The 19,775-nt window shown below is 62.1% G+C and carries 18 protein-coding genes; 14 read left to right on the plus strand and 4 right to left on the minus strand.

Annotation, left to right across the window (positions count from 1 at the left end; translation table 11 throughout):
• The first annotated feature begins 24 nt into the window (after positions 1–24).
• The 12 genes from IAG25_RS04830 (at position 25) to IAG25_RS04885 (ending at position 12,555) form a co-directional block, all read left to right on the plus strand.
• Positions 25–717 (plus strand): hypothetical protein, encoded by a 693-nt coding sequence (locus IAG25_RS04830; protein ID WP_255503539.1) that lies wholly within the window; start codon positions 25–27, stop codon positions 715–717.
• A gap of 41 nt (positions 718–758) precedes the next feature.
• On the plus strand, positions 759–1,520 hold the full coding sequence (locus IAG25_RS04835) for a phosphatase PAP2 family protein (RefSeq protein ID WP_187603825.1): 762 nt from the start codon (positions 759–761) through the stop codon (positions 1,518–1,520).
• 60 nt (positions 1,521–1,580) lie between these two features.
• Positions 1,581–1,904, plus strand: coding sequence for an outer membrane protein assembly factor BamE domain-containing protein (bamE, locus tag IAG25_RS04840; RefSeq protein ID WP_187603826.1), 324 nt, complete (start codon positions 1,581–1,583; stop codon positions 1,902–1,904).
• Between the two features lie 167 nt (positions 1,905–2,071).
• Positions 2,072–2,797, plus strand: coding sequence for a M12 family metallopeptidase (locus tag IAG25_RS04845; RefSeq protein WP_187603827.1), 726 nt, complete (start codon positions 2,072–2,074; stop codon positions 2,795–2,797).
• 234 nt (positions 2,798–3,031) lie between these two features.
• A complete protein-coding gene (locus tag IAG25_RS04850; RefSeq protein ID WP_187603828.1) occupies positions 3,032–4,789 on the plus strand; it encodes a carbohydrate-binding protein in 1,758 nt (585 codons plus the stop codon).
• A 180-nt stretch (positions 4,790–4,969) separates the two neighbouring features.
• Positions 4,970–6,280 carry an MFS transporter gene (locus IAG25_RS04855; RefSeq protein WP_187603829.1) on the plus strand — a complete coding sequence of 437 codons (1,311 nt, stop codon included), beginning with the start codon at positions 4,970–4,972 and terminating at the stop codon, positions 6,278–6,280.
• 2 nt (positions 6,281–6,282) lie between these two features.
• Positions 6,283–7,350 carry a proline racemase family protein gene (locus tag IAG25_RS04860; protein ID WP_187603830.1) on the plus strand — a complete coding sequence of 356 codons (1,068 nt, stop codon included), beginning with the start codon at positions 6,283–6,285 and terminating at the stop codon, positions 7,348–7,350.
• Positions 7,347–8,594: an NAD(P)/FAD-dependent oxidoreductase gene (locus IAG25_RS04865; RefSeq protein ID WP_255503540.1), complete on the plus strand. Its 1,248-nt coding sequence runs from the start codon at positions 7,347–7,349 to the stop codon at positions 8,592–8,594. Before IAG25_RS04860 ends, IAG25_RS04865 begins: the two co-directional genes overlap by 4 nt.
• A 15-nt stretch (positions 8,595–8,609) precedes the next feature.
• Entirely contained in the window at positions 8,610–9,512 is a 903-nt protein-coding gene (locus IAG25_RS04870) for a dihydrodipicolinate synthase family protein (RefSeq protein ID WP_187603831.1), read from the plus strand.
• The gene (locus IAG25_RS04875) at positions 9,509–10,507 is read left to right on the plus strand and encodes a 4-hydroxyproline epimerase (protein ID WP_187603832.1); all 999 of its coding nucleotides are present in this window, start codon (positions 9,509–9,511) and stop codon (positions 10,505–10,507) included. Before IAG25_RS04870 ends, IAG25_RS04875 begins: the two co-directional genes overlap by 4 nt.
• 17 nt (positions 10,508–10,524) lie before the next feature.
• Positions 10,525–11,760, plus strand: a complete 1,236-nt coding sequence (locus IAG25_RS04880; RefSeq protein ID WP_187603833.1) for a metal-dependent hydrolase family protein — start codon at positions 10,525–10,527, stop codon at positions 11,758–11,760.
• Positions 11,761–11,865: 105 nt separating this feature from the next.
• Positions 11,866–12,555 (plus strand): GntR family transcriptional regulator, encoded by a 690-nt coding sequence (locus IAG25_RS04885; RefSeq protein WP_187604477.1) that lies wholly within the window; start codon positions 11,866–11,868, stop codon positions 12,553–12,555.
• Here IAG25_RS04885 and IAG25_RS04890 read toward each other — a convergent pair.
• From IAG25_RS04890 to IAG25_RS04900, 3 genes are all read right to left on the minus strand, one after another.
• The gene (locus IAG25_RS04890; RefSeq protein ID WP_187603834.1) at positions 12,521–12,976 is read right to left on the minus strand and encodes an aconitase X swivel domain-containing protein; all 456 of its coding nucleotides are present in this window, start codon (positions 12,974–12,976) and stop codon (positions 12,521–12,523) included. The genes IAG25_RS04885 and IAG25_RS04890 overlap by 35 nt on opposite strands.
• Positions 12,963–14,216: an aconitase X gene (locus tag IAG25_RS04895; RefSeq protein WP_187603835.1), complete on the minus strand. Its 1,254-nt coding sequence runs from the start codon at positions 14,214–14,216 to the stop codon at positions 12,963–12,965. Before IAG25_RS04895 ends, IAG25_RS04890 begins: the two co-directional genes overlap by 14 nt.
• Positions 14,217–14,282: 66 nt before the next feature.
• Positions 14,283–15,266: a glycosyltransferase family 2 protein gene (locus tag IAG25_RS04900; protein WP_187603836.1), complete on the minus strand. Its 984-nt coding sequence runs from the start codon at positions 15,264–15,266 to the stop codon at positions 14,283–14,285.
• A 366-nt stretch (positions 15,267–15,632) separates the two neighbouring features.
• Between IAG25_RS04900 and fae the strand changes: the two genes are divergently transcribed.
• Both fae and katG read left to right on the plus strand, forming a co-directional pair.
• Positions 15,633–16,166 (plus strand): formaldehyde-activating enzyme, encoded by a 534-nt coding sequence (gene fae / locus IAG25_RS04905; protein ID WP_187603837.1) that lies wholly within the window; start codon positions 15,633–15,635, stop codon positions 16,164–16,166.
• A gap of 422 nt (positions 16,167–16,588) precedes the next feature.
• Positions 16,589–18,853 carry a catalase/peroxidase HPI gene (gene katG / locus IAG25_RS04910; protein ID WP_187603838.1) on the plus strand — a complete coding sequence of 755 codons (2,265 nt, stop codon included), beginning with the start codon at positions 16,589–16,591 and terminating at the stop codon, positions 18,851–18,853.
• A gap of 58 nt (positions 18,854–18,911) precedes the next feature.
• Here katG and IAG25_RS04915 read toward each other — a convergent pair whose 3' ends face one another.
• On the minus strand, positions 18,912–19,667 hold the full coding sequence (locus IAG25_RS04915; RefSeq protein WP_187603839.1) for a COG4705 family protein: 756 nt from the start codon (positions 19,665–19,667) through the stop codon (positions 18,912–18,914).
• Positions 19,668–19,775 lie beyond the last annotated feature (108 nt).

Here is a 19,775-nt window from a genome sequence, read left to right on the forward strand (position 1 = left end):
CGCCGCCCGTTTCCGCCGGCGCCCATGCCTTCCACCGTTCGCATCCCCGAGCTTCATGCCGCGGAGGTTCCGTGGCGCTACTACGATCTCGCCAAGTCGCGCGTGCAGATCCACGAACCACCCGCGCCCGGCGAGGTCTGTCTTTGGCTCGTGCCGAGTGAATTTCGCTTTGCGTCGGCATCGAATATCGGGAGCTGGCTCAGCCTGGCCGAGCGCAAGCGCACGCGGCTGCATCCGAATTCGGCGCTCGGGCGGCGTTTCGGCGTCGCACGCGCGACCTTGCGCCTCGTGCTCTCGCACATGCTCGATTGCGAGCCGCACGAAGTGGGCGTGGACGACGGGCCCGGCGAACGCGTCGTCGTCACGCATCCGTCCGCCGGTGGCGCGATGTATGTCGATGTTGCGTACTCGGGCATCTGGATCGTGATCGCAGTGGCATCGACGAGAATAGGGCTTGGCCTGACCGTCGAGACGGCCGGCGTCCACGATGCGGGCGCCAGAAAGCTCATGTGGGACGAAGCCGCGCGGATCGGCAGAACGCGCGCGGCACACGGCGAAGCAGGCGATGACACCGCGCCGGACGGCTGGCACGCCCTCACGCTGCCGATGCCGGGCGAAATCTGCGGCGTGCTCGTCGTGGAGAAGTCGGTCGCGCGTGTGCAGGCGTTCGGGTGGGACAGGCCGTTCGAAGCGGAGGCCAGCGCGGCAGCGTCCTGAGCCCGCGCGAGCGACGGGCAATTCGGGAGAAACAGGACATCATGGAATACACGGCGCTCGCGCAAAGGCATGCGGTCGAGATCATCGCGATCGTGCTCTTCGTCGTTCCTGCCGTTGCGGCTTGCGGGTGGGCGTGGGCCGCGCGCGAAACACGGGCGTCGGCGCGGGCCGTCGCGGTGTCGGCGCTGGTGACGGTCGCGCTCGGCGCGACGGTGTTCATCGCCATTGCGACGCGAATTGCACACGGCACGGCGTTTTCATCGGCGGATCAGCGTTTGCTCGACGCCGTGCGCGACGGCACGCCCGCACTCGCCGCGCGATGGTTCGCGCATCTCACGCATCTCGGCGATCCCTGGTTTCTCACGCTCGTGTGCGCGCTCATGTGCGCCGCGCTGATCCTCATGCGCCGCTTCGGCCTCGCCGTGTATTTTGCCGCGGTCACGAGCGCGGGCGGCCTGCTCAATCAGGCGCTCAAGGCGATGATGCGCCGCGACCGTCCCACCGGCTCGACGATGCCGCTGCCCGAAAGCTTCGCGTTTCCGAGCGGGCACACGTTCGGATCAATCGTCTGCTACGGCATGTGCGCGTACGTGTTGCTGCGCCTTGCGCCGACGCGCCGCGATCCGCTCATCGTCGCGCTGGCGTGTTTCATCGTGCTGGCGATCGGAACGAGCCGCGTCGTGATCGGCGTGCATTTTCCCGGCGATGTGATCGGCGGTTTCGCGTCGGGCGGCGCGTGGCTCGCGGCGTGCATCGGCGTGGCGGAACTGGCGCGGCGGCGATCGCGTGCACTTTCGGATTAGTTCGATTGTCCCGTCTCCGCGATGCCGATAGCTTCAGACCTTTTTGCGAGGACTGAAGCGATGCTCGAATCGAAAGCGTGTGGTGTAGTGGGACTGGTTCTGATCCTGACCGGCCTGAGCGGATGTTCGGTTTTCAGCAAGGACCCTGATCCGCGGGAATATATGAGCCGCGTGAAAGTCGGCATGACGCGGGAGGACGTCGAAGACAATCTCGGGCCGCCCGATGGCAACTGGGGGCCGTGGCATTCGCAGTGCACCGAATATGCCTTCAAGGATCATGGCGCCGATCGATGGTCGGTCTATTACAACAATCAGCACCGCGTCGTTTATACGGAACACGCGGCATGCAATGTGAAGCGGGCCAAGGAAGTCGGGCTTCGCTGAAAGCCAGAGTCGAGAAACCCCACGCGAGAACGTGGGGTTTTTTGTTTCAGCAGCGCTCGAATGCTATCGCGCGGAAAATCGACGATTTTCGCGAATACTATGAAATGAGCATTCGAATTTGACCGCGTATTAGAAAATATACTTCTCCTGCGATCACGGAGAAGAAGATGAGACGATTCAGCGCGTGGCTATTTGCATTATTGTTAGGAATACTGGTGAGTGGGTGCGGCGCGGGCGATAGTTCCGACGCCGCCACCTCCGCAGCCAGAAGCTCGACCGAACAATCGAACGCGCAGGACAAAGCCACGGCCAAGGGATTCGCGTTGTCCACCGTCATCTGGAAGCAGCTTCCGATCGGCGTGTGCTGGGATCTGAGCAACGCCGACTTCGCGTTGTACGCCACGCAGCGCGACTGGAGCCGGCTCGCGGTCGAGGCGAGTTGGGAGGCGCATTCCGGCATCACATTCACGGGCTGGCAGCAATGCACAAATGCCCCGAACTACTACGGCATACGGATTTCGGTCGAAGACAGCGCCGCGACCGGACCGCACACTCAAGGTCTCGGCACGATGCTGAACAACGTCGTCGGCGGAATGGTGCTCAACTTCACTTTCAGGAACTGGAGTCCGAGTTGCATTGGTCGCGAAGAGTATTGCATCCGCAATATCGCCGCGCACGAGTTCGGCCACGCGATGGGTTTCGCGCACGAGCAGAATCGGCCGGACACGCCGTCGAGCTGCAATGAGCCCGCGCAGGGTACTTATGGCGACACGCTGATCGGCGCGTGGGATCTGGCATCGATCATGAACTACTGCAATCCCGACTGGAACGGCAATGGCCAGTTGAGCACGACGGATATCGTGATGGCGCAGATGTTTTACGGGCCACGGTGAGTCGATGAAGCGATCTCATCCGCGGGCCGCGGTCGGACGATATCCATAACCGGCTGATAATCGCAATGACGCGTGCCAATCAAATGATTGCCGAAATGCAGTCATACGCGCAATTGACGAGAGAATACGAACAATGTGGAAACATTCTGTAATGAACATTCCAATCTGATTACGTATTGAAAATATACTTCTCCGGCCATGCGTGATGACGCATGGGTCATAACGGAGAATAAGATGAAAAGGTTGAGGGGCTTGGCCCTTGCGTTACTATCAGGAATACTGATCAGTGGTTGCGGCGGAGCCGATTCGGGCAACGACGCTCTGAGTTCTACGAGCAAGACTTCGGCTGAACAATCGGCGGCGCAGGATAAGGCCACGGCGAAGGGATATGCATTGTCGACTGTTATTTGGGATCGCGTGCCCATCGGCGTATGTTGGGATTTGAACAACGCCGATTTCGCGCGGTATTCCTCGGAGCGCAACTGGACTCGAGGCGCGGTCGAGGAGACCTGGGAGCAACATTCCGGAGTCGAATTCTCTGGTTGGCAGCAATGCACGAACGATCCGACCTTCTACGGCATACGGATTTCAGTTGAGGACATTGCCGGGAGCGCGCCGCACACCTGGGGCTTGGGCGCAACGCTGAACAATGCTCCGAGCGGGATGGCGCTCAATTTCACGTTCAATAACTGGAGCCCGAGTTGCCAGGGGCGCGAGGAATATTGCATTCGCCGGGTCGCCGCGCATGAATTCGGTCACGCGCTGGGTTTTGCGCATGAGCAGAATCGGCCGGATACGCCGTCGTCGTGTATCGAGCCCGCACAGGGCACCAGCGGCGACACGATGGTCGGACCGTGGGATCTCGCATCGGTCATGAATTACTGCAATCCGCAATGGAATGGCGACGGCAAGTTGAGCGCCACCGACATTGAGATGGTGCAGAAATTTTACGGACCGCATAAGGACAAGGAAACCGTCTACGTCCTGAAGCGCGTCGTGAGCCCTGCAAAGATCACAGAGTACGACCTGAACACGCGCGCCGAGCTGTCCACGTTCACTCTCGATTTCGGGACCGGGGACGACCGGATTAGCAAGATGGTCGCCAGTCCGAACCGAAATCGACTCTATTTCGAACTGGAGATCGCATCGCAACCCGGTTTGCAGGTAAAAGGCGCGCAATCGAGCGTGTTGATCGCATACGACATTGCGTCTCGCGCGATTGTCTGGAATGTTCGCGTGAGTCGCACGGCAGACAGTGAACTGCGAGTTTCCCCGGACAGTTCGCAGATCTATTACGCGGCGGACAACACGATACGTGTGATCGATGCAGAAAACGGGGAAGTTGGTAATGTCATGACTTTCCCTGACTATTACTTTGTCAAGGCACTCGACACTACGCCCGATGACAACGACACACTATACGTTCTGGCGGATACGTCTGGCACGCAGCAGACCATCCTCCGCGTGAACATGAAGACGAAGAGTGTGATGACCTCGTTCCCGACTGGAGCACTACCGTCTGTGACATACCATCAACTTGCCGTGACGCCCGACGGAAAGCGCGCCATTTACATGAAGCCTGTCGCGAATCTCAGCGGATCGTACATGTCGGAAATCGACTTGTCCACCGGCAAGATCAGGCAACTGTCAGGTGCCGGAGGGTACAAGTCCCCAAAGAATCTGCAGGCGATCAACAATCGTCAGATCATCTTTGTCGACAATAACCAGAACAACGTCGCTCCGATCGTCATTTACGACATCGATACCGACCAGAAGACAACTCCAGAATGGGACTATAAGTACATTCCGGAGATTCAATACGACGCGAAGACGCTATCCTTCTTCCTGATGAGAGATTCGAAAGACTCTGTCGAGCAGTTGGTACCAAAGGGCGATGGCACCTACAAGAATATCGACTACGGGTTCAGGGCTTTCACCGAAGGAACAAAGTGGCAACTCTTGGCAGCACCATTTGTGTTCGTGAGGCGTTGATCGGCGTTTGAACTAGACGGATAAGCGAGGCGGCAGGCGATCGGGAGATTGACTGCCGCCTCGCGCCACTTTAAAGGGGAAACCATCGGTTTCCAATTTTGGATCCAAAATCCTTGATTCAATTTTGATATCGGCGCACAATCCCCCGGAGCCGCACTCCATGCGACCGAGGGAGCCCCCATGACCGACCGCGCCAACGCTATTGCGAACCCCTACGTTTCCAGCGAGTCACCGAAGACATCATCGAAATCCAGCCGCGCGGTCACCGCCGCCGTCGTCGGCAACATTCTCGAGTGGTTCGATTTCGGCACCTACGCGTTCCTCGCCACCGTCATCGCCAAAGTGATGTTCCCGACAGGCGACGACTTCGCCGCGATGCTCGGCACCTTCGGCGCGTTCGGTCTCGGCTTCGCCGCGCGTCCGCTCGGCGCGATCATCTTCGGCTGGCTCGGCGACAAGAAAGGCCGCAAGTGGACGCTTACCTTCGTCATGCCGCTGATGGCCGCCGCCACGCTCTTCATGGCGCTGCTGCCGACGTATGCGTCCATCGGCATCATGGCGCCGATCCTGCTCGTCGCGGCGCGCATGTTGCAGGGGATTTCCGTCGGCGGCGAACTGGGCAACGCGGTCGCGTTTCTGGTCGAATGGGCGCCGCCCAACAAGCGCGGTTTCTACGGCAGCTTCCAGCAATGCAGCACGCTCGGCGGCATGCTGCTCGGCTCCGGCGCGGCCGCGCTCATGACGACACTGCTCAGCCAGGAAGCGCTGCTCGACTGGGGCTGGCGCGTGCCGTTCATCGTCGGTGCGATCGTGATCGGGCCGATCGGCTGGATCATCCGCAAGCGCAGCGAAGAGACGCCGGTCTATCAGAGCGCAAGCGACGAAGCGCCCAAGGCGAAGGGCCGCGCGCCCGCGCTGCTCGGCCTGCAGGCGTGCGGGCTCGTGATCGTGTGGACGGTCTCGCTCTACGTGCTGCTCAACTACCTGCCGTCGTTCACGACGAAGTACGTCGGCATCCATTCGTCGACGGCGCTCTGGCTCAACACGGCGGGCCTCATCGTGATGACGGCATCGATTCCGTTCTGGGGCGCGGCTTCGGACCGCTTCGGCCGCAAGCCCATCTATACGATCGGTTGCATCGCGTTTCTCGTGCTGCCGTACCCGATCTTCCATCTGATGCTCGAATACAAATCGGCGGCGATCGTCGGCGCGGTGCAGGTGCTGGGCGGCGTGATCATCGGCATCTTCTCGGGCGTCGGACCCGCCGTGCTGTCCGAACTCTTTCCGACGAAAATCCGCACGACGTGGATGTCGATCGGCTACGGCATCGCCAACGCGGTGTTCGGCGGTTTCGCGCCGATGATCTCCATCGCGCTCATCAAGGCGACGGGCTCGCCGCTCTCGCCCGCGTACTTCGTGATGCTCGCCGCGCTGCTTTCCACGATCACGGTCTTCACCATCAAGGAGACGGCGCACGCGCCGCTGCAATAGACATGCGCTGGAATCGAACGCTCACAGTAGTGAACTGCCACGCCGAGGGCGAAGTCGGCAACGTGGTGACGGGCGGCGTTTTCGACGTGCCCGGCGCGACCATGTTCGACAAGATGATGCATCTGGAAGAAGTGCGCGACGACCTGCGCCGCATCTGCATTTTCGAGCCGCGCGGCTCGGCCAATCAGACCGTGAACTTCCTGCTGCCCGCGACCGATCCGCGCGCGCAAATGGGTTACGTGATCGCGGAATCGACCGAGTATCCGGCGATGTCCGGCTCGAACACGATGTGCGTCGCCACCGTGCTGCTCGAAACCGGCATCCTGCCGATGGTCGAACCCGTCACCGAACTCGTGCTCGAAGCGCCGGCGGGGCTGATCCATCTGCGCTGCGCATGCGCGAACGGCAAGGTCACGAAAGTCGAGTTCACGAATCAGCCCGCGTTCGCCAATCATCTCGATAGAACGATCGAGGTCGAAGGCGTCGGCAGCCTGAGCGTGGATGTCGGCTATGGCGGCATGACGTATGTGATCGTCGATGCAGAAAAGCTCGGCTTTCGCATCACGCCCGACGAAGCGCGCGAGCTGTGCGAACTCGGGCAGGTCATCAAGGCCGCGGCGGCGGCGCAGTTGCCTTCGCCGCATCCGTTGAATCCGCTCATCAAGGGCATCACGATGACGGAGTTCGTCGGGCCGCTGTCGCGCGAAAACGGCGTGCTGAAGTCGCGCAACACGGTGATCGTGTCGCCGGGCCGCTGCGATCGTTCGCCGTGCGGCACGGGCACGTCCGCGCGGCTCGCGGTGATGCATGCGAAAGGGCTGATCGACGTGGGCGAGACCTTCCTGCACGAGTCGATCATCGGGTCGGTGTTCGAAAGCCGTATCGATTCGGTCACGCGCCTGGGCGACGTTCCCGCGGTCGTGCCGGTCGTGGCGGGTCAGGCATGGATCACCGCGATTTCGCAGGTCGGCGTCGATCCGACCGATCGCTTCCAGACCGGCTTCACGCTCGCGGATACGTGGTGCGAAGCCGTCGACGACAAGCTCATCAAGTCGCGTGCCGGCTCATGAGCGTGGCGGATGAAGAAATGGCGGACGTCGTCGTGATCGGAGCGGGCATCGTCGGACTGGCTGTTGCATGGGCCGCGCTGCGCGACGGCGCGCGCGTGATCGTGATCGATCGCGATTTCGAAGGCGATCGCGCATCGCATGGCAACGCGGGCGGCATCGCGGTGACGGAGAGCACGCCTATTGCCGTGCACGGCATGTTCACGAAGGTCGCCAAATGGCTGATGGACCCGCTCGGGCCGCTCGCGCTCGACTGGAAGCATCTGCCGAAGGCGCTGCCGTGGCTGATGGCGTTTCGCCGCGCGAGCGAACCGGATCGCTATCAGGCGATATCGCATGCGCTCGCGTTGCTGAATAACCGCGTCTACGACGACCTCCTGCCGATGTTCGACGATATCGGCGCAAGCGCGATGCATTATCGCCGTGGCGCGCTGACGGTCTATGAAACCGATGAAGCCTTCGCCGCCGATCAGCCCGAATGGGCGTTCAAGCGCGAGCTCGGCGCGCGCTGGCATGCGCTGAACGCGCAGCAGGTGCGCGAATGCGAGCCGTCGCTCGCGCCGGTGTTCAGACATGGCGTGTTTCTCGACGACTGGTCGCATATCGGCGATCCGCGCCGCATCGTCATGCTTTTGCGCGAGCGCGTGCGTACGCTCGGCGCGCGCTTCGTGACGGGCAGCGCGCGTGCGATCGAGTCATCGGATGCGGTCTTGCTGGCGGACGGCAATCGCGTGAAAGGACGACGCATCGTGATCGCGGCGGGCGCGTGGTCGGCGGCGCTGGCGAAATCCATCGGCGATAGCGTATTGCTCGAAAGCGAGCGCGGCTATAACGCGACGCTGCCGAAGCACGGCGTCGCGCTGACGCGCGAAGTGATCTTCGCGGAGCGCAAGTTCGTCGCGACGCCGCTCGATGTCGGGCTGCGCATCGGCGGCGCGGCAGAGTTCGCGGGACTCGATGCGCCGCCGAACTATCGCCGCAGCGATGCGTTGCTCACGCTCGGCAAGCGCTTCATTCCCGGCATCGACGATACGGGCGCCGCGAAATGGATGGGCCATCGTCCCGCGACGCCCGATTCGCTGCCGGTGATCGGCGCATCGCCGCGCATGCCGTCGGTTGTCTATGCATTCGGTCACGGGCATCTCGGCCTGACGCAATCGGCGACGACCGCCGCACTCGTCGCCGATGTGCTCGCGGGCCGCACGCCGCGCGTACCGCTCGGTCCGTATTCGATCGCGCGTTTCTAAATTGGAGGAGCAACCATGCAAGTGAACTGGAAGGGCGTATTCCCCGCTGTCACGACGAAGCTCAAGCAGGACGGCTCGCTCGACCGCGATGCCATCGTGAGCGGCCTGAACCGTCTGATCGATAACGGCGTCGGCGGTGTCGTCATGATGGGCATGGTCGGCGAGAACGCGCAGCTCACGCCCGAGGAAAAGCGCACCGTGCTGAAGATCGCGGTCGAAACGGTGAACGGGCGCGTGCCTGTCATCTCCGGTCTCGCGGAGCTGAACACGGCCAACGCGACACAATTCGCGAAAGATGCGGAAGCGATCGGCGTGCAGGGCCTGATGGTGTTTCCGGGTCTCACGTATCGCTCGGACGATCGCGAGACCGTCGAATACTATCGGTCGATCGCGCGCTCGACGAAGCTCGGCCTGATGATCTACAACAATCCGCGCGGCTACGGCGTCGACATGCGTCCCGACCTGCTCGCGCAACTCGCCGATGAACCGAACGTCGTCGCGATCAAGGAAGAGACCTACGACACGACGCGCGTCACCGATCTTTACGCGCGCTTCGGCGAGCGCTTCGTCGTGTTCTGCGGCGTCGACGATCTGATTGTGGAATCCGTCGCGCTCGGCGCGAAGGGCTGGGTCTCGGGCATGGCGAACGCGATGCCGAAGGAATCCGTCGACCTGCTGAACTACGCGGTCGATGGCGAATACGACAAGGCGCGCGCGCTCTATCGCGCGTTGATCGACCTGTTCCATCTCGACACGCATGTGAAGCTCGTGCAATACATCAAGCTCGCGGAAAACATCACGGCGGGCTATCCGGAATACGTGAAGGCGCCGCGCCTGATGCTCGAAGGCGAAGAGCGGCGGCGAACCATCGAGATCGTCGAGAAGGCGATCGCGAACGTGCAGGCGCTCGCGCGATGAAATCCACGTTCTTCTGCATCGACGGCCACACGTGCGGCAATCCGGTGCGCGTCGTCGCGGGCGGCGCGCCGGTGCTCGAAGGCGCGAACATGATCGAGCGCCGCGCGCACTTCCTGCGCGAGTTCGACTGGATTCGCACCGCGCTCATGTTCGAGCCGCGCGGTCACGAAGTGATGTCCGGCAGCATCCTCTATCCGCCGACGCGCCCCGATTGCGATCTCGCGATTCTCTTCATCGAAGTGAGCGGCTGCCTGCCGATGTGCGGGCACGGCACCATCGGCACGGTGACGACGGCCATCGAACACGGACTCGTGCGGCCGCGCGAGCCGGGCGTGTTGCGGCTCGATACGCCCGCGGGTGTCGTCGTCGCGCGTTACCGGATGAATGGCGAGCATGTGGATTCCGTGCAGCTCGTCAACGTGCCGTCGTTTCTGCATTCGCGCGACTTGTCCGTCGAAGTCGAAGGGCTCGGCGAGATTCATTTCGATGTCGCGTACGGCGGCAACTTCTATGCGATCGTCGAGCCGCAGCGCAACTATGAAGGACTGCACGCGCTGAAGCCTTCCGATATTCAGCGCCTGAGTCCCGCGCTGCGCCAGAAGGCGAACGAGAAGTACACGTTCGTGCATCCGGAAAGCGACGCGATACGCGGCCTCAGTCACGTCATGTGGACGGGCGAGCCGACGGTCGAAGGCGCGAGCGCGCGCAACGCCGTGTTTTACGGCGACAAGGCCATCGATCGTTCGCCGTGCGGCACGGGCACGTCGGCGCGCATGGCGCAGCGCGTCGCGAAAGGCCAGTTGAAGATCGGCGAGCGCTTCGTGCATGAAAGCATCATCGGCACCTTGTTCGAGGGCGTGCCGATGGAAGCGGCGCGCGTCGGCGATTTCGATGCGATCGTGCCGGGCATAGAAGGCTGGGCGCGCGTGACCGGCCACAACACGATTTTCGTCGACGACCGCGATCCGCTCGCGCACGGATTCCTGCTGAAATAACCGGGAGAGATCAAGCCATGCTGATTCTGAAAAACGCCCGCGTGCTCGACACCGATCACGAGCGCGACGACGGCCGCTATTCCATCGTCATCGATGGCGACACGATTCGCGAAGTCACGCGCGAGCCGGTGGAGGCGAGCGGCGCGCAGGTGATCGATGTCGGCGGCAAGACGGTGATGCCCGGCATGATCGATTGCCACGTGCATGTGATCGCGTCGGTCGCGCATCTCGGCAACAACAGCCGATTGCCCAATACGTTCGCCGTGCTGCGCGCCGTGCCGATTCTCGCGGGCATGTTGAATCGCGGCTTCACGACCGTGCGCGATGCGGGCGGCGCGGATTACGCGCTCTCGCGGGCGATCGAAGACGGCGTGATCGCGGGGCCGCGTTTGTTCGTCGCGGGCAAGGCGCTTTCGCAGACCGGCGGCCACGGCGATTTCCGCGAGCGCTTCGACAATTCCGACCCGGACCCGTGCGGCTGCAATCGCAACATGGGCGCGATCGGGCGCGTGGTCGATGGCGTCGATGAAATGCGCAAGGCCGTGCGTGAGGAAATGCGCGCGGGCGCGAATCACATCAAGATCATGGCGTCGGGCGGCGTGGCTTCGCCGACCGATCCGATCGGCAACCTGCAATTTTCCGTCGATGAAGTGAAGGCCGCCGTCGAGGAAGCGGAATCGCATCAGACCTATGTGATGGCGCACGCGTACACGGCGAAGGCGATTGCGCGTGTCGTGAAGCTCGGCGTGCGCACGATCGAGCACGGCAACTTGATCGACGACGACACCGCGCGCGTGATGGCCGAGCACGGCGCATACGCGGTGCCGACGCTCGTCACGTATGACGCGATGTCGAAAGTCGGCGCGCAGATGGGCCTCGCGAAAGACACGCTCGACAAGAACGAGTCGGTGCGCAAGCGCGGACTCGAAGCGCTCGCGATGCTGCACGCGCGCGGCGTGAAGATTGGCCTCGGCACGGATCTGCTCGGCGACATGCATCAATATCAAAGCGATGAGCTTGCTATACGCGCGGATATTGTCGGCGCATTCGAGGCGATTCGTCAGGCGACGGCGCTCGGCGCGGAGATCGTGAACATGAAGGGCAAACTCGGCGTCGTCGCGGCGGGTGCGTACGCGGATTTGCTCGTCGTCGATGGCGATCCGCTGAAGGATATTCGCGTGCTGACGGGGCAGGGCGAGCGCATCGCGGGCGTGATGAAGAATGGCGCATGGGTGCGGGAGACGTTGCGCTGAACCTGCATCCCCCAAGGGGATTTCCTACGGTTCGCCCCTTGCAGGGGCTCCCTTCGGGGCATGCTACGATGCCGCAACAATACACATAAGCATCAAATGAAGCACATGCCTCCCGTCGCCATAAAACAAGGCCCAACCGATTCGACGCACAGGATCGTGCGCACGACGACGGTCGAACTCGTCACCACGGCGATCCGGCAACGCATTCTCTCCGGCGATCTCGCGCCCGGCGAAGTGCTGCGTCAGGAAGCGCTCGCCGACGAACTCGGCGTGAGCCGCGTGCCGATCCGCGAAGCGATCACGCGGCTCACCGGCGAAGGCTTGCTGACGAAGGTGCCGCACAAGGGCGCGTATGTCGCGGAGTTGTCGATAGAAGAAGTGCAGGAGACGTTCGAGATTCGCTTGCGGCTGGAGCCCTGGCTCTTTTCAGAGGCGATTCCGCATATCACCGATGCCGAAATCGCGAAAGCCGAGAAGCTCGTCGGTGAAATGGATCACGCGGATTCGGGCGTGTGGGGACAACTGAACTGGCGTCTTCACGAAACCCTTTATCTGCCCGCGCGGCGCGACATCACGTTGCAGATGCTGCGCGGACTGCACGATCGCAGCGACCGCTATTTTCGCTTTCAGGTCGTGCAGGTGCCGATCCGCGAGCAGTCGCACGAAGAGCACATGAGCCTGATCGACGCATGCAGAAAGCGCGACGCGAAGCTCGGCGCGAAGCTGCTCGAACAGCACGTGAAGACGGCGGGGCAGCAGATCATCTCGGTGGTCGGGACGATAATGGCGCGATGAGGCGCACGTTCGCGGGACGCGCGGTATCGCGGGCATCGATCTCGATGTGAGCATCAGCGGTTGCGATTTGCGCGAACGCGGCTTCATCGACCATCACGACCGGCACGTCGGACGCATACAGTTCGTTCGCGACGATCGCGCCTATCGACAGGATCAGATCGCGCTCCGTGAGCACGATGCCCGCCGGGCCCGTACCGTTGCGTAAGGCCTCGGCGAGCACGCTGCTGCTCGAACTCGATCCGCGCGCACGCGGCATCACGAGAATGCGCGACGCGAGGCTCTGGCCATGACCGGCGTGCGTGGCATCGACGATCACGCCGCGTTCCGCATCGTAACCGCCCCAGAAGCTGAGCGGCGGCAACGCGATGCCCGCGGCGCGCGCGCGGCCTGGAACGAGCGTGACGGCTTCAAACGTTTTCATCGATGCACACCTTTCCTTCGAAGGCCGATCGCACGCATTCGCTCATGCTGCCGAACGCGACCGTCACGCCGATGTTCGCCGGCGCGTAATGCGCCCATTTGCCCGAGTTGGTCATCACGAGGCCGCTGACCTGCTTCATCACCGGCGTGATGTACGTGCAGGTATCCACGACGATCTGCACGCCGCGTTCGGCCAGCGTCTTCGCAATGCCTTCCTCTTCGAGTTGCCAGAGCACGAAGCGGCTCGTGTTCACATAGACATCGCAACGCGGCGCGCCTTCGTGACGATCGAAGAGCGACGCGAGCGTGCGGAATTCATCGACGGAAAAGTGCGGCGTGCCGAGCGCGACGGCGGCGAGCGCATCGCCGGGCTTCGCATGGCTCCAGCGCTGGCGCACGGCATGCAGGTCCGATGCGCTGACCGCGATCGTGCGCTCGGGCGCTTGCCCTTGAAGCGCGGCATCGAGCGTCGCGGCTTCCGGCGTGATGCCGACCGCATGAAAGAGCGCCACCGATCCGCTCGATGCCGCCGCCGCGCCGAGCGCTTTCAACTCGTCTTCGGTGGTGTCGCCGGGCAGGCCGGTGATGGCGGCGACCGTCGCGCCGACCTCGCTGCCGAGCAGGAAGCCGAGCGCGGCGAAATCGGCATCGCGATGCGGCGACGTGCGCAATTCGGGCGCGACGATCACGATGCGCGCCGCGCGATTCGCCGTGACGTGCAGGCCCGCGTTGGGCGCGCGTCCGGTGATCGCGGCGGCGAGATCGAGGAAATCGCCGTAGCGGCTCGTGCGCGCGCCGAGCACGGAGTTGGCGAAGACGATCGCGTTCGATTCGGCCCACGCGATCTGATCGCCCAGCTTCGGACGATGCTTCAACTGATAAGGCGCGCACGTAAAGCTCGCTTCGCAGCCGAGTTCGATGTGCGCCTCCATGAGCCGCTTGCCCGCGCTCGCGATATGCGCATCGCCATGAAACAGCTCGGGATGGATGAGATCGAGCGAGCCGACGTTGAGCGTGGTCGGCACGGCGACCTTCGCGCCGCTCGCGACGAAGCGCTCGACGAAGTCGAGGCTCGCCGCGCCGTGATAGAGGCAGCCGTCGATATGCGCGGACGAGATGTCGATGAGCGTATCGGCGTCCATGACGCGCGCCGTCGCCGCGACGATGCGCATCGCGAGCGCGAGGCCATCGCCGAGATCGCCTTCGAGCATCGCGGTGTCGCGTGGGGAAAGAGTGAGCATCGGACCGGTTATGCAGCGCTTAGAAATGACAGCGCAGGATAACGGATCGGCTCGATGCTGTGCGGACTACCTTCCTCCGAACCGGCGCACGAAGCAATAGAAAATCCACGGATGGATTTTCAGCATCGCCATCACGATCGACAGCTTCGGCCGGTGATCCGAGCACATGCCGAGCAGATGCGCGAAACGAAGCCGCTCCGAAACGCTGAGCAGGATCGGCTTCGCCAGCCGATATGTCGGCGCCTTGATGGCCGCCTGAAACGCGATCGTCCGATAGGCGTAGATATATTTCAGCCTGAAGAGCAGACGCCGGTAATTGGGTATCGGCATCGACGCCGTGCTTTTCTCCACCCGATCGATAATGGCAAAAAGATCCACGATCTTCGGATTGAAGCGTGTCGAAATTCCCGATTCCCGATACATGTACGCATACAAGGTGTCAGGAATGAGGCGCACCGTGTTCGATTTACCGAGTGTCTGGACCGATACGCAGATATCTTCGTAAATCAGTCCGGTCGGATGTTCGACCGCGAGGAAGATCGAGCGGCGCACGAGCTTGTTGAAGCAATAGGCCTGCAGGGAAAGATCGAGGATTCTCTCGACGGCCTGCACGCCGGTGATGGTGGCGTCTCCCGCTTCCACGCGGTAATTGATCTTGCCGTCGGGCGCGATGTTTTCGGCGGCGAACACCACGGCGTCCGCTTTGCTCGTTTCGACTTCGTCGATCACTCTGCGGATGAGATCGTGATGAACGTGATCATCGCTGTCCACGCACAGGACGTATTCGCCGCGGGCCGCCAGTGCGGCGATCTTGCGGGTTTCGGCGAGACCTTTGTTCTCAAGATTCTTAATAAACTTCCACTGAATTCTGCTTTGCTTCTCCAGGATGCGGGAAGTCATTTCACCAGATCGATCAGGACTGCTGTCGTCAACGGCGATTATCTCGAAGTCGGTGGATGTTTGTGACAAGAGCGAGTCGAGGCATTCTTCGATGTACGGCTCAACTTTGTACACAGGAAGCAGAACACTAATTTTGGGCGATGCGTGCATGTATAGGTATCCCCTCTCCGGGATTTTTGAGGAGAACGATAAGTGGCACAAGGATACTACGTCCTAAATCTCACGTCGGTATTAGGGTCATTAACTATTGCCAGTGCGATATTGGAGTTATTCAGGAGTATTTTCTGATCAAAATGGTCTTCGCCCTGTACATAATACTTAAGGCATCCTTTTTTTCGCCGATATTGACCGGCTTCCCGCACGAGGCGGTCAATTGAACACAGTGTGTCAGCCGACCTGAGCAGGCTGTCGCCGCGCGTGCCGCCGCGGTTGTCTCCACGGTGATGGCATCCTCCTTGCATGTGCGTGTCCCCTCGGTCTTGCGAACCATCGTTCAGCTTTTAAAGGAGAGTGCTCATGAGTCTCGATCTGACGTTTCGCGCAGGCGAAGCAACCGTGCTGGCCGCAGCGGGACAGGCGACCGATGCGATGCCGGAAATCCTGATCGGCCGTGTCGATGGACCTGTCGGCCACGCGTTCGCCAACATGATGGCGCAGTCGAAAGGACATACGGCCATGTTCGCGATTCGCGCCTGCAACCAGATGGTCCGCCCCGCGACGATGATCGTCCCGAAGGTCACGCTGAAGGACATGGCGAACATCGACCTCTTCGGCGGCGTGGTGCAGTCCGCGACCGCGGACGCCGTCGTCGATTGTTTGATCGAAGGCATCCTGCCGAAAGATCAGGCCAATGAGTTGTGCATCATCAGCCTCGTGTGGATCGATCCGCGTTGCGCAACCGATGCGAATCTCGACAAGAAAGACATGTATCGAACGAACTACGAGGCGACGAAACTCGCCATTCAACGCGCGATGAGCAACGAGCCGAGCGTGGAGGAACTCATCGCGAATCGTCATAGCATCAAGCACGACATGGACGACTGGAGCTGAGGCCGGCTTCCCGATCGAGATGCTAAGGTGTACGCGAGAATCGGCACGTCAGATCGACGACCTCGCGCGCTCGTCGTCTGCCGAGCTCGCGAGACGCTGCTAGACTGAACATCCGTGCCGAATAGCGCGAACTGCGCGCATCCTACGATCATGCACTGCAACATGCGCTGGCGCATCGCAGAAGCACCGTCTCTCTATAGCCGCCCCCTATCGGCGGCATTGCAAAAATCGCATTCTATTGAGCGTCGCTCTCACGTATTTTCTAAGTTGAGGAGGGCGGCCGGACGCGTCGCGCACGCCCGATGCAGGCCACGAAATCCCTTATCGGATCAGGTTTGTGCAGCACGGCAAAACATGAACCTGAAGCCTTGGTGGTGAGTAGTAAAAGAACTAGTGGGTACGTCCTCGCAAGGAGATAACGCATGTCGAACGAATCGAAGTGCCCGTTTACGCATGCTGCCGGCACCGGAACGACGAACCGTGACTGGTGGCCGCAGCAACTACGGGTGGATCTGTTGAATCAGCATTCCGGCAAGTCGAATCCGCTCGAATCGGGCTTCGACTACGCCGAAGCTTTCAAAAGCCTCGATCTCGCCGCGGTCAAGAAGGACCTCGCGGAAGTCATGACCGATTCGAAGGACTGGTGGCCCGCCGACTTCGGGCATTACGGTCCGCTGTTCATCCGCATGGCGTGGCATAGCGCGGGCACCTACCGCATCGGCGACGGCAGGGGAGGCGGCGGCCGCGGCCAGCAACGTTTTGCGCCGCTCAATAGCTGGCCGGACAACGTCAGCCTCGACAAGGCGCGCCGGCTGCTTTGGCCGGTGAAGCAGAAGTACGGCCAGAAGCTCTCCTGGGCCGATCTCATCATTCTGTCCGGCAATGTCGCGCTGGAGACGATGGGCTTCAAGACCTTCGGCTTCGCGGGCGGACGCGAGGACACATGGGAGCCGGATCAGGACGTCTACTGGGGCAATGAGAAGACCTGGCTCGGCGGCGATGTCCGCTACGGCAAGGGCGCGGCCGGCAACGACCAGGATCAGGGCGTGATTACCGCCGATGTAGAGAAGCACGGCGAGGAAGTCAGCCGCACCGACGGCGGCCGCAATCTGGAGAATCCGCTCGGCGCGGTGCAGATGGGTCTGATCTATGTCAATCCGGAAGGTCCGGACGGCAACCCCGATCCGCTCGCGGCGGCGCACGACATCCGCGAGACGTTCGCGCGCATGGCGATGAACGATGAGGAAACCGTCGCGCTGATCGCGGGCGGCCACACCTTCGGCAAGACGCACGGCGCGGGTCCGGCGGATAACGTCGGTCCCGAACCGGAATCGGCGGATGTGGAAAACATGGGCCTCGGCTGGAAAAACAGCTTCGGCTCCGGCAAGGGCGCGGACACGATCACGAGCGGCCTCGAAGTCACCTGGACCACGACCCCGACGAAGTGGGGCCAGGGGTTCTGGGAGAACCTGTTCGGCTACGAATGGGAACTGACCAAGAGCCCGGCGGGCGCGAATCAGTGGGTCGCGAAGGATTCGACCGAAACCGTTCCGCACGCATACGATCCGTCGAAGAAGATCAAGCCGACCATGCTGACGACGGACCTGTCGCTACGGTTCGATCCGGAATACGCGAAGATTTCGAAGCGTTTCTGGGAGAACCCCGACCAGTTCGCCGACGCCTTCGCCCGCGCGTGGTTCAAGCTGACGCACCGCGACATGGGGCCGAAGGCGCGCTATCTCGGACCGGAAGTGCCGCAGGAAGAACTGCTGTGGCAGGACCCGATTCCCGCAGTCGATCATCCGCTCGTCGGGGATGACGACGTCGCGGCGCTCAAGCAGAAAGTGCTGGCGTCGGGGTTGTCGATTTCCGATCTGGCATCGGCGGCGTGGGCGTCGGCATCGACGTTCCGCGGCTCCGACAAGCGCGGCGGCGCGAATGGCGCGCGCGTTCGCCTTGCACCGCAGAAGGACTGGGCAGCGAACGATCCCGAACAACTCGGCAAGGTGCTGACGGCGCTCGAAGGCATCCAGAAGGAGTTCAACGGCGCGCAATCCGGCGGAAAGAAGATTTCGCTCGCCGATCTGATCGTGCTGGCGGGTGGCGCGGCGATCGAAAAGGCAGCGGAGAAGGCCGGCAAGAAGGTCACGGTGCCGTTCACGCCGGGCCGCATGGACGCCACGCAGGACAAGACGGACGTGCAGTCGGTCTCGGCGCTCGAACCGGTCGCCGATGGCTTCCGCAACTACGTCAAGTCCAACGTGCGCGTGCCCGTCGAATCGCTGCTGATCGACAAGGCGCAATTGCTGACGCTGACCGCGCCGGAAATGACGGCGCTCATCGGCGGTTTGCGCGCGCTGAACGTGTCGAGTGGAAAGAGCGCGCACGGCGTCTTCACCGACAAGCCCGAAACGCTCACCAACGACTTCTTCGTCAACCTGCTCGACATGGACACGGAGTGGCAACCGATGTCGTCGGCGCGCGATGTGTTCGAAGGTCGCGATCGCAAGACGGGCCAGCGCAAGTGGACCGGCAGCCGCGTCGATCTGATCTTCGGTTCGCATTCGGTGTTGCGCGCGCTCGCCGAGGTCTATGCGAGCAGCGACGGTCAGGAGAAGTTCGTCGATGACTTCGTCGCGGCCTGGACGAAGGTGATGAATCTCGATCGCTTCGATCTGAAGAAGTAAGCAGCAGCATCAGCGCAAGCGGCGGTCCTTCGGGACCGCCGTTTTTTTGTCTGCGATTTCAATGCGCCACGCGCGCGGGCCGCTGCTTGAACAGAAAACCGCACACGACGATGAACATCACGAGCGCGATCGACGCGCCGTAGCGGCTCATCGCGAGTCCGCCATGCGCGACCGGCTTGTCGAGAAAATCGCCGACCACCGCGCCGAGCGGCCGCGTCAGAATGAACGCGCCCCAGAACAGCATCGTGCGCGACACCGTCGTGAAGTAATACAAAAGCACGATCACCAACAGCAAGCCGCCGAAGATCATCGCCGCGCCCGTATAGCCGAAGCCCGCGCTGTCGGCGGTCCAGTCGCCGAGCGCGGTGCCGAGCGTCTGCGAGAACATGATCGTCAACCAGTAGAACGCCTCGGCTTTCGGCGATGCGATCGTCGATACCGAGACCGAGCCCATCGCGCGATACCACACCGCGAGCGATGTCAGCAGCAGCGCAAGGAGGATCGCGCTTCCGCCCGCGTAGCCGATGCCGAGCGAGCGGTCGGCGAAGTCGGCGAGCGTGGTGCCGACCGTCGTCGTCGCGATGATCGTGATCCAGTAGAGCGCGGGCTGGAACCGGTCCGCTTTGATCTGAGCAATCACCGCGACGGCGAACACGGCCGCGAAGATGAACGTGCTCATCAGATAGCCGAGATTCATCGACATCGAGAGGGCGTCGCCGCCGGTTTCGCCGAGCGTCGTCGCCGCGATCTTGATGATCCAGAATGCCAGGGTCAGTTCCGGAACCTTGGCGAGCGCATGTTTTGCGTGGTCCATGTCGTCTCTCATGGTTTGGAAAGGCTCAAGCGTAGTGGGTGCTTGCTTAAGAGAGACTTAGTGACGAGCACGCTTTCGGTCGATCGCGTATCGTCTACGTTCCGACGC

Source organism: Caballeronia sp. EK (genome assembly GCF_014384845.1).
In the GTDB taxonomy this organism is placed as follows: Bacteria; Pseudomonadota; Gammaproteobacteria; order Burkholderiales; family Burkholderiaceae; genus Caballeronia; species Caballeronia jiangsuensis.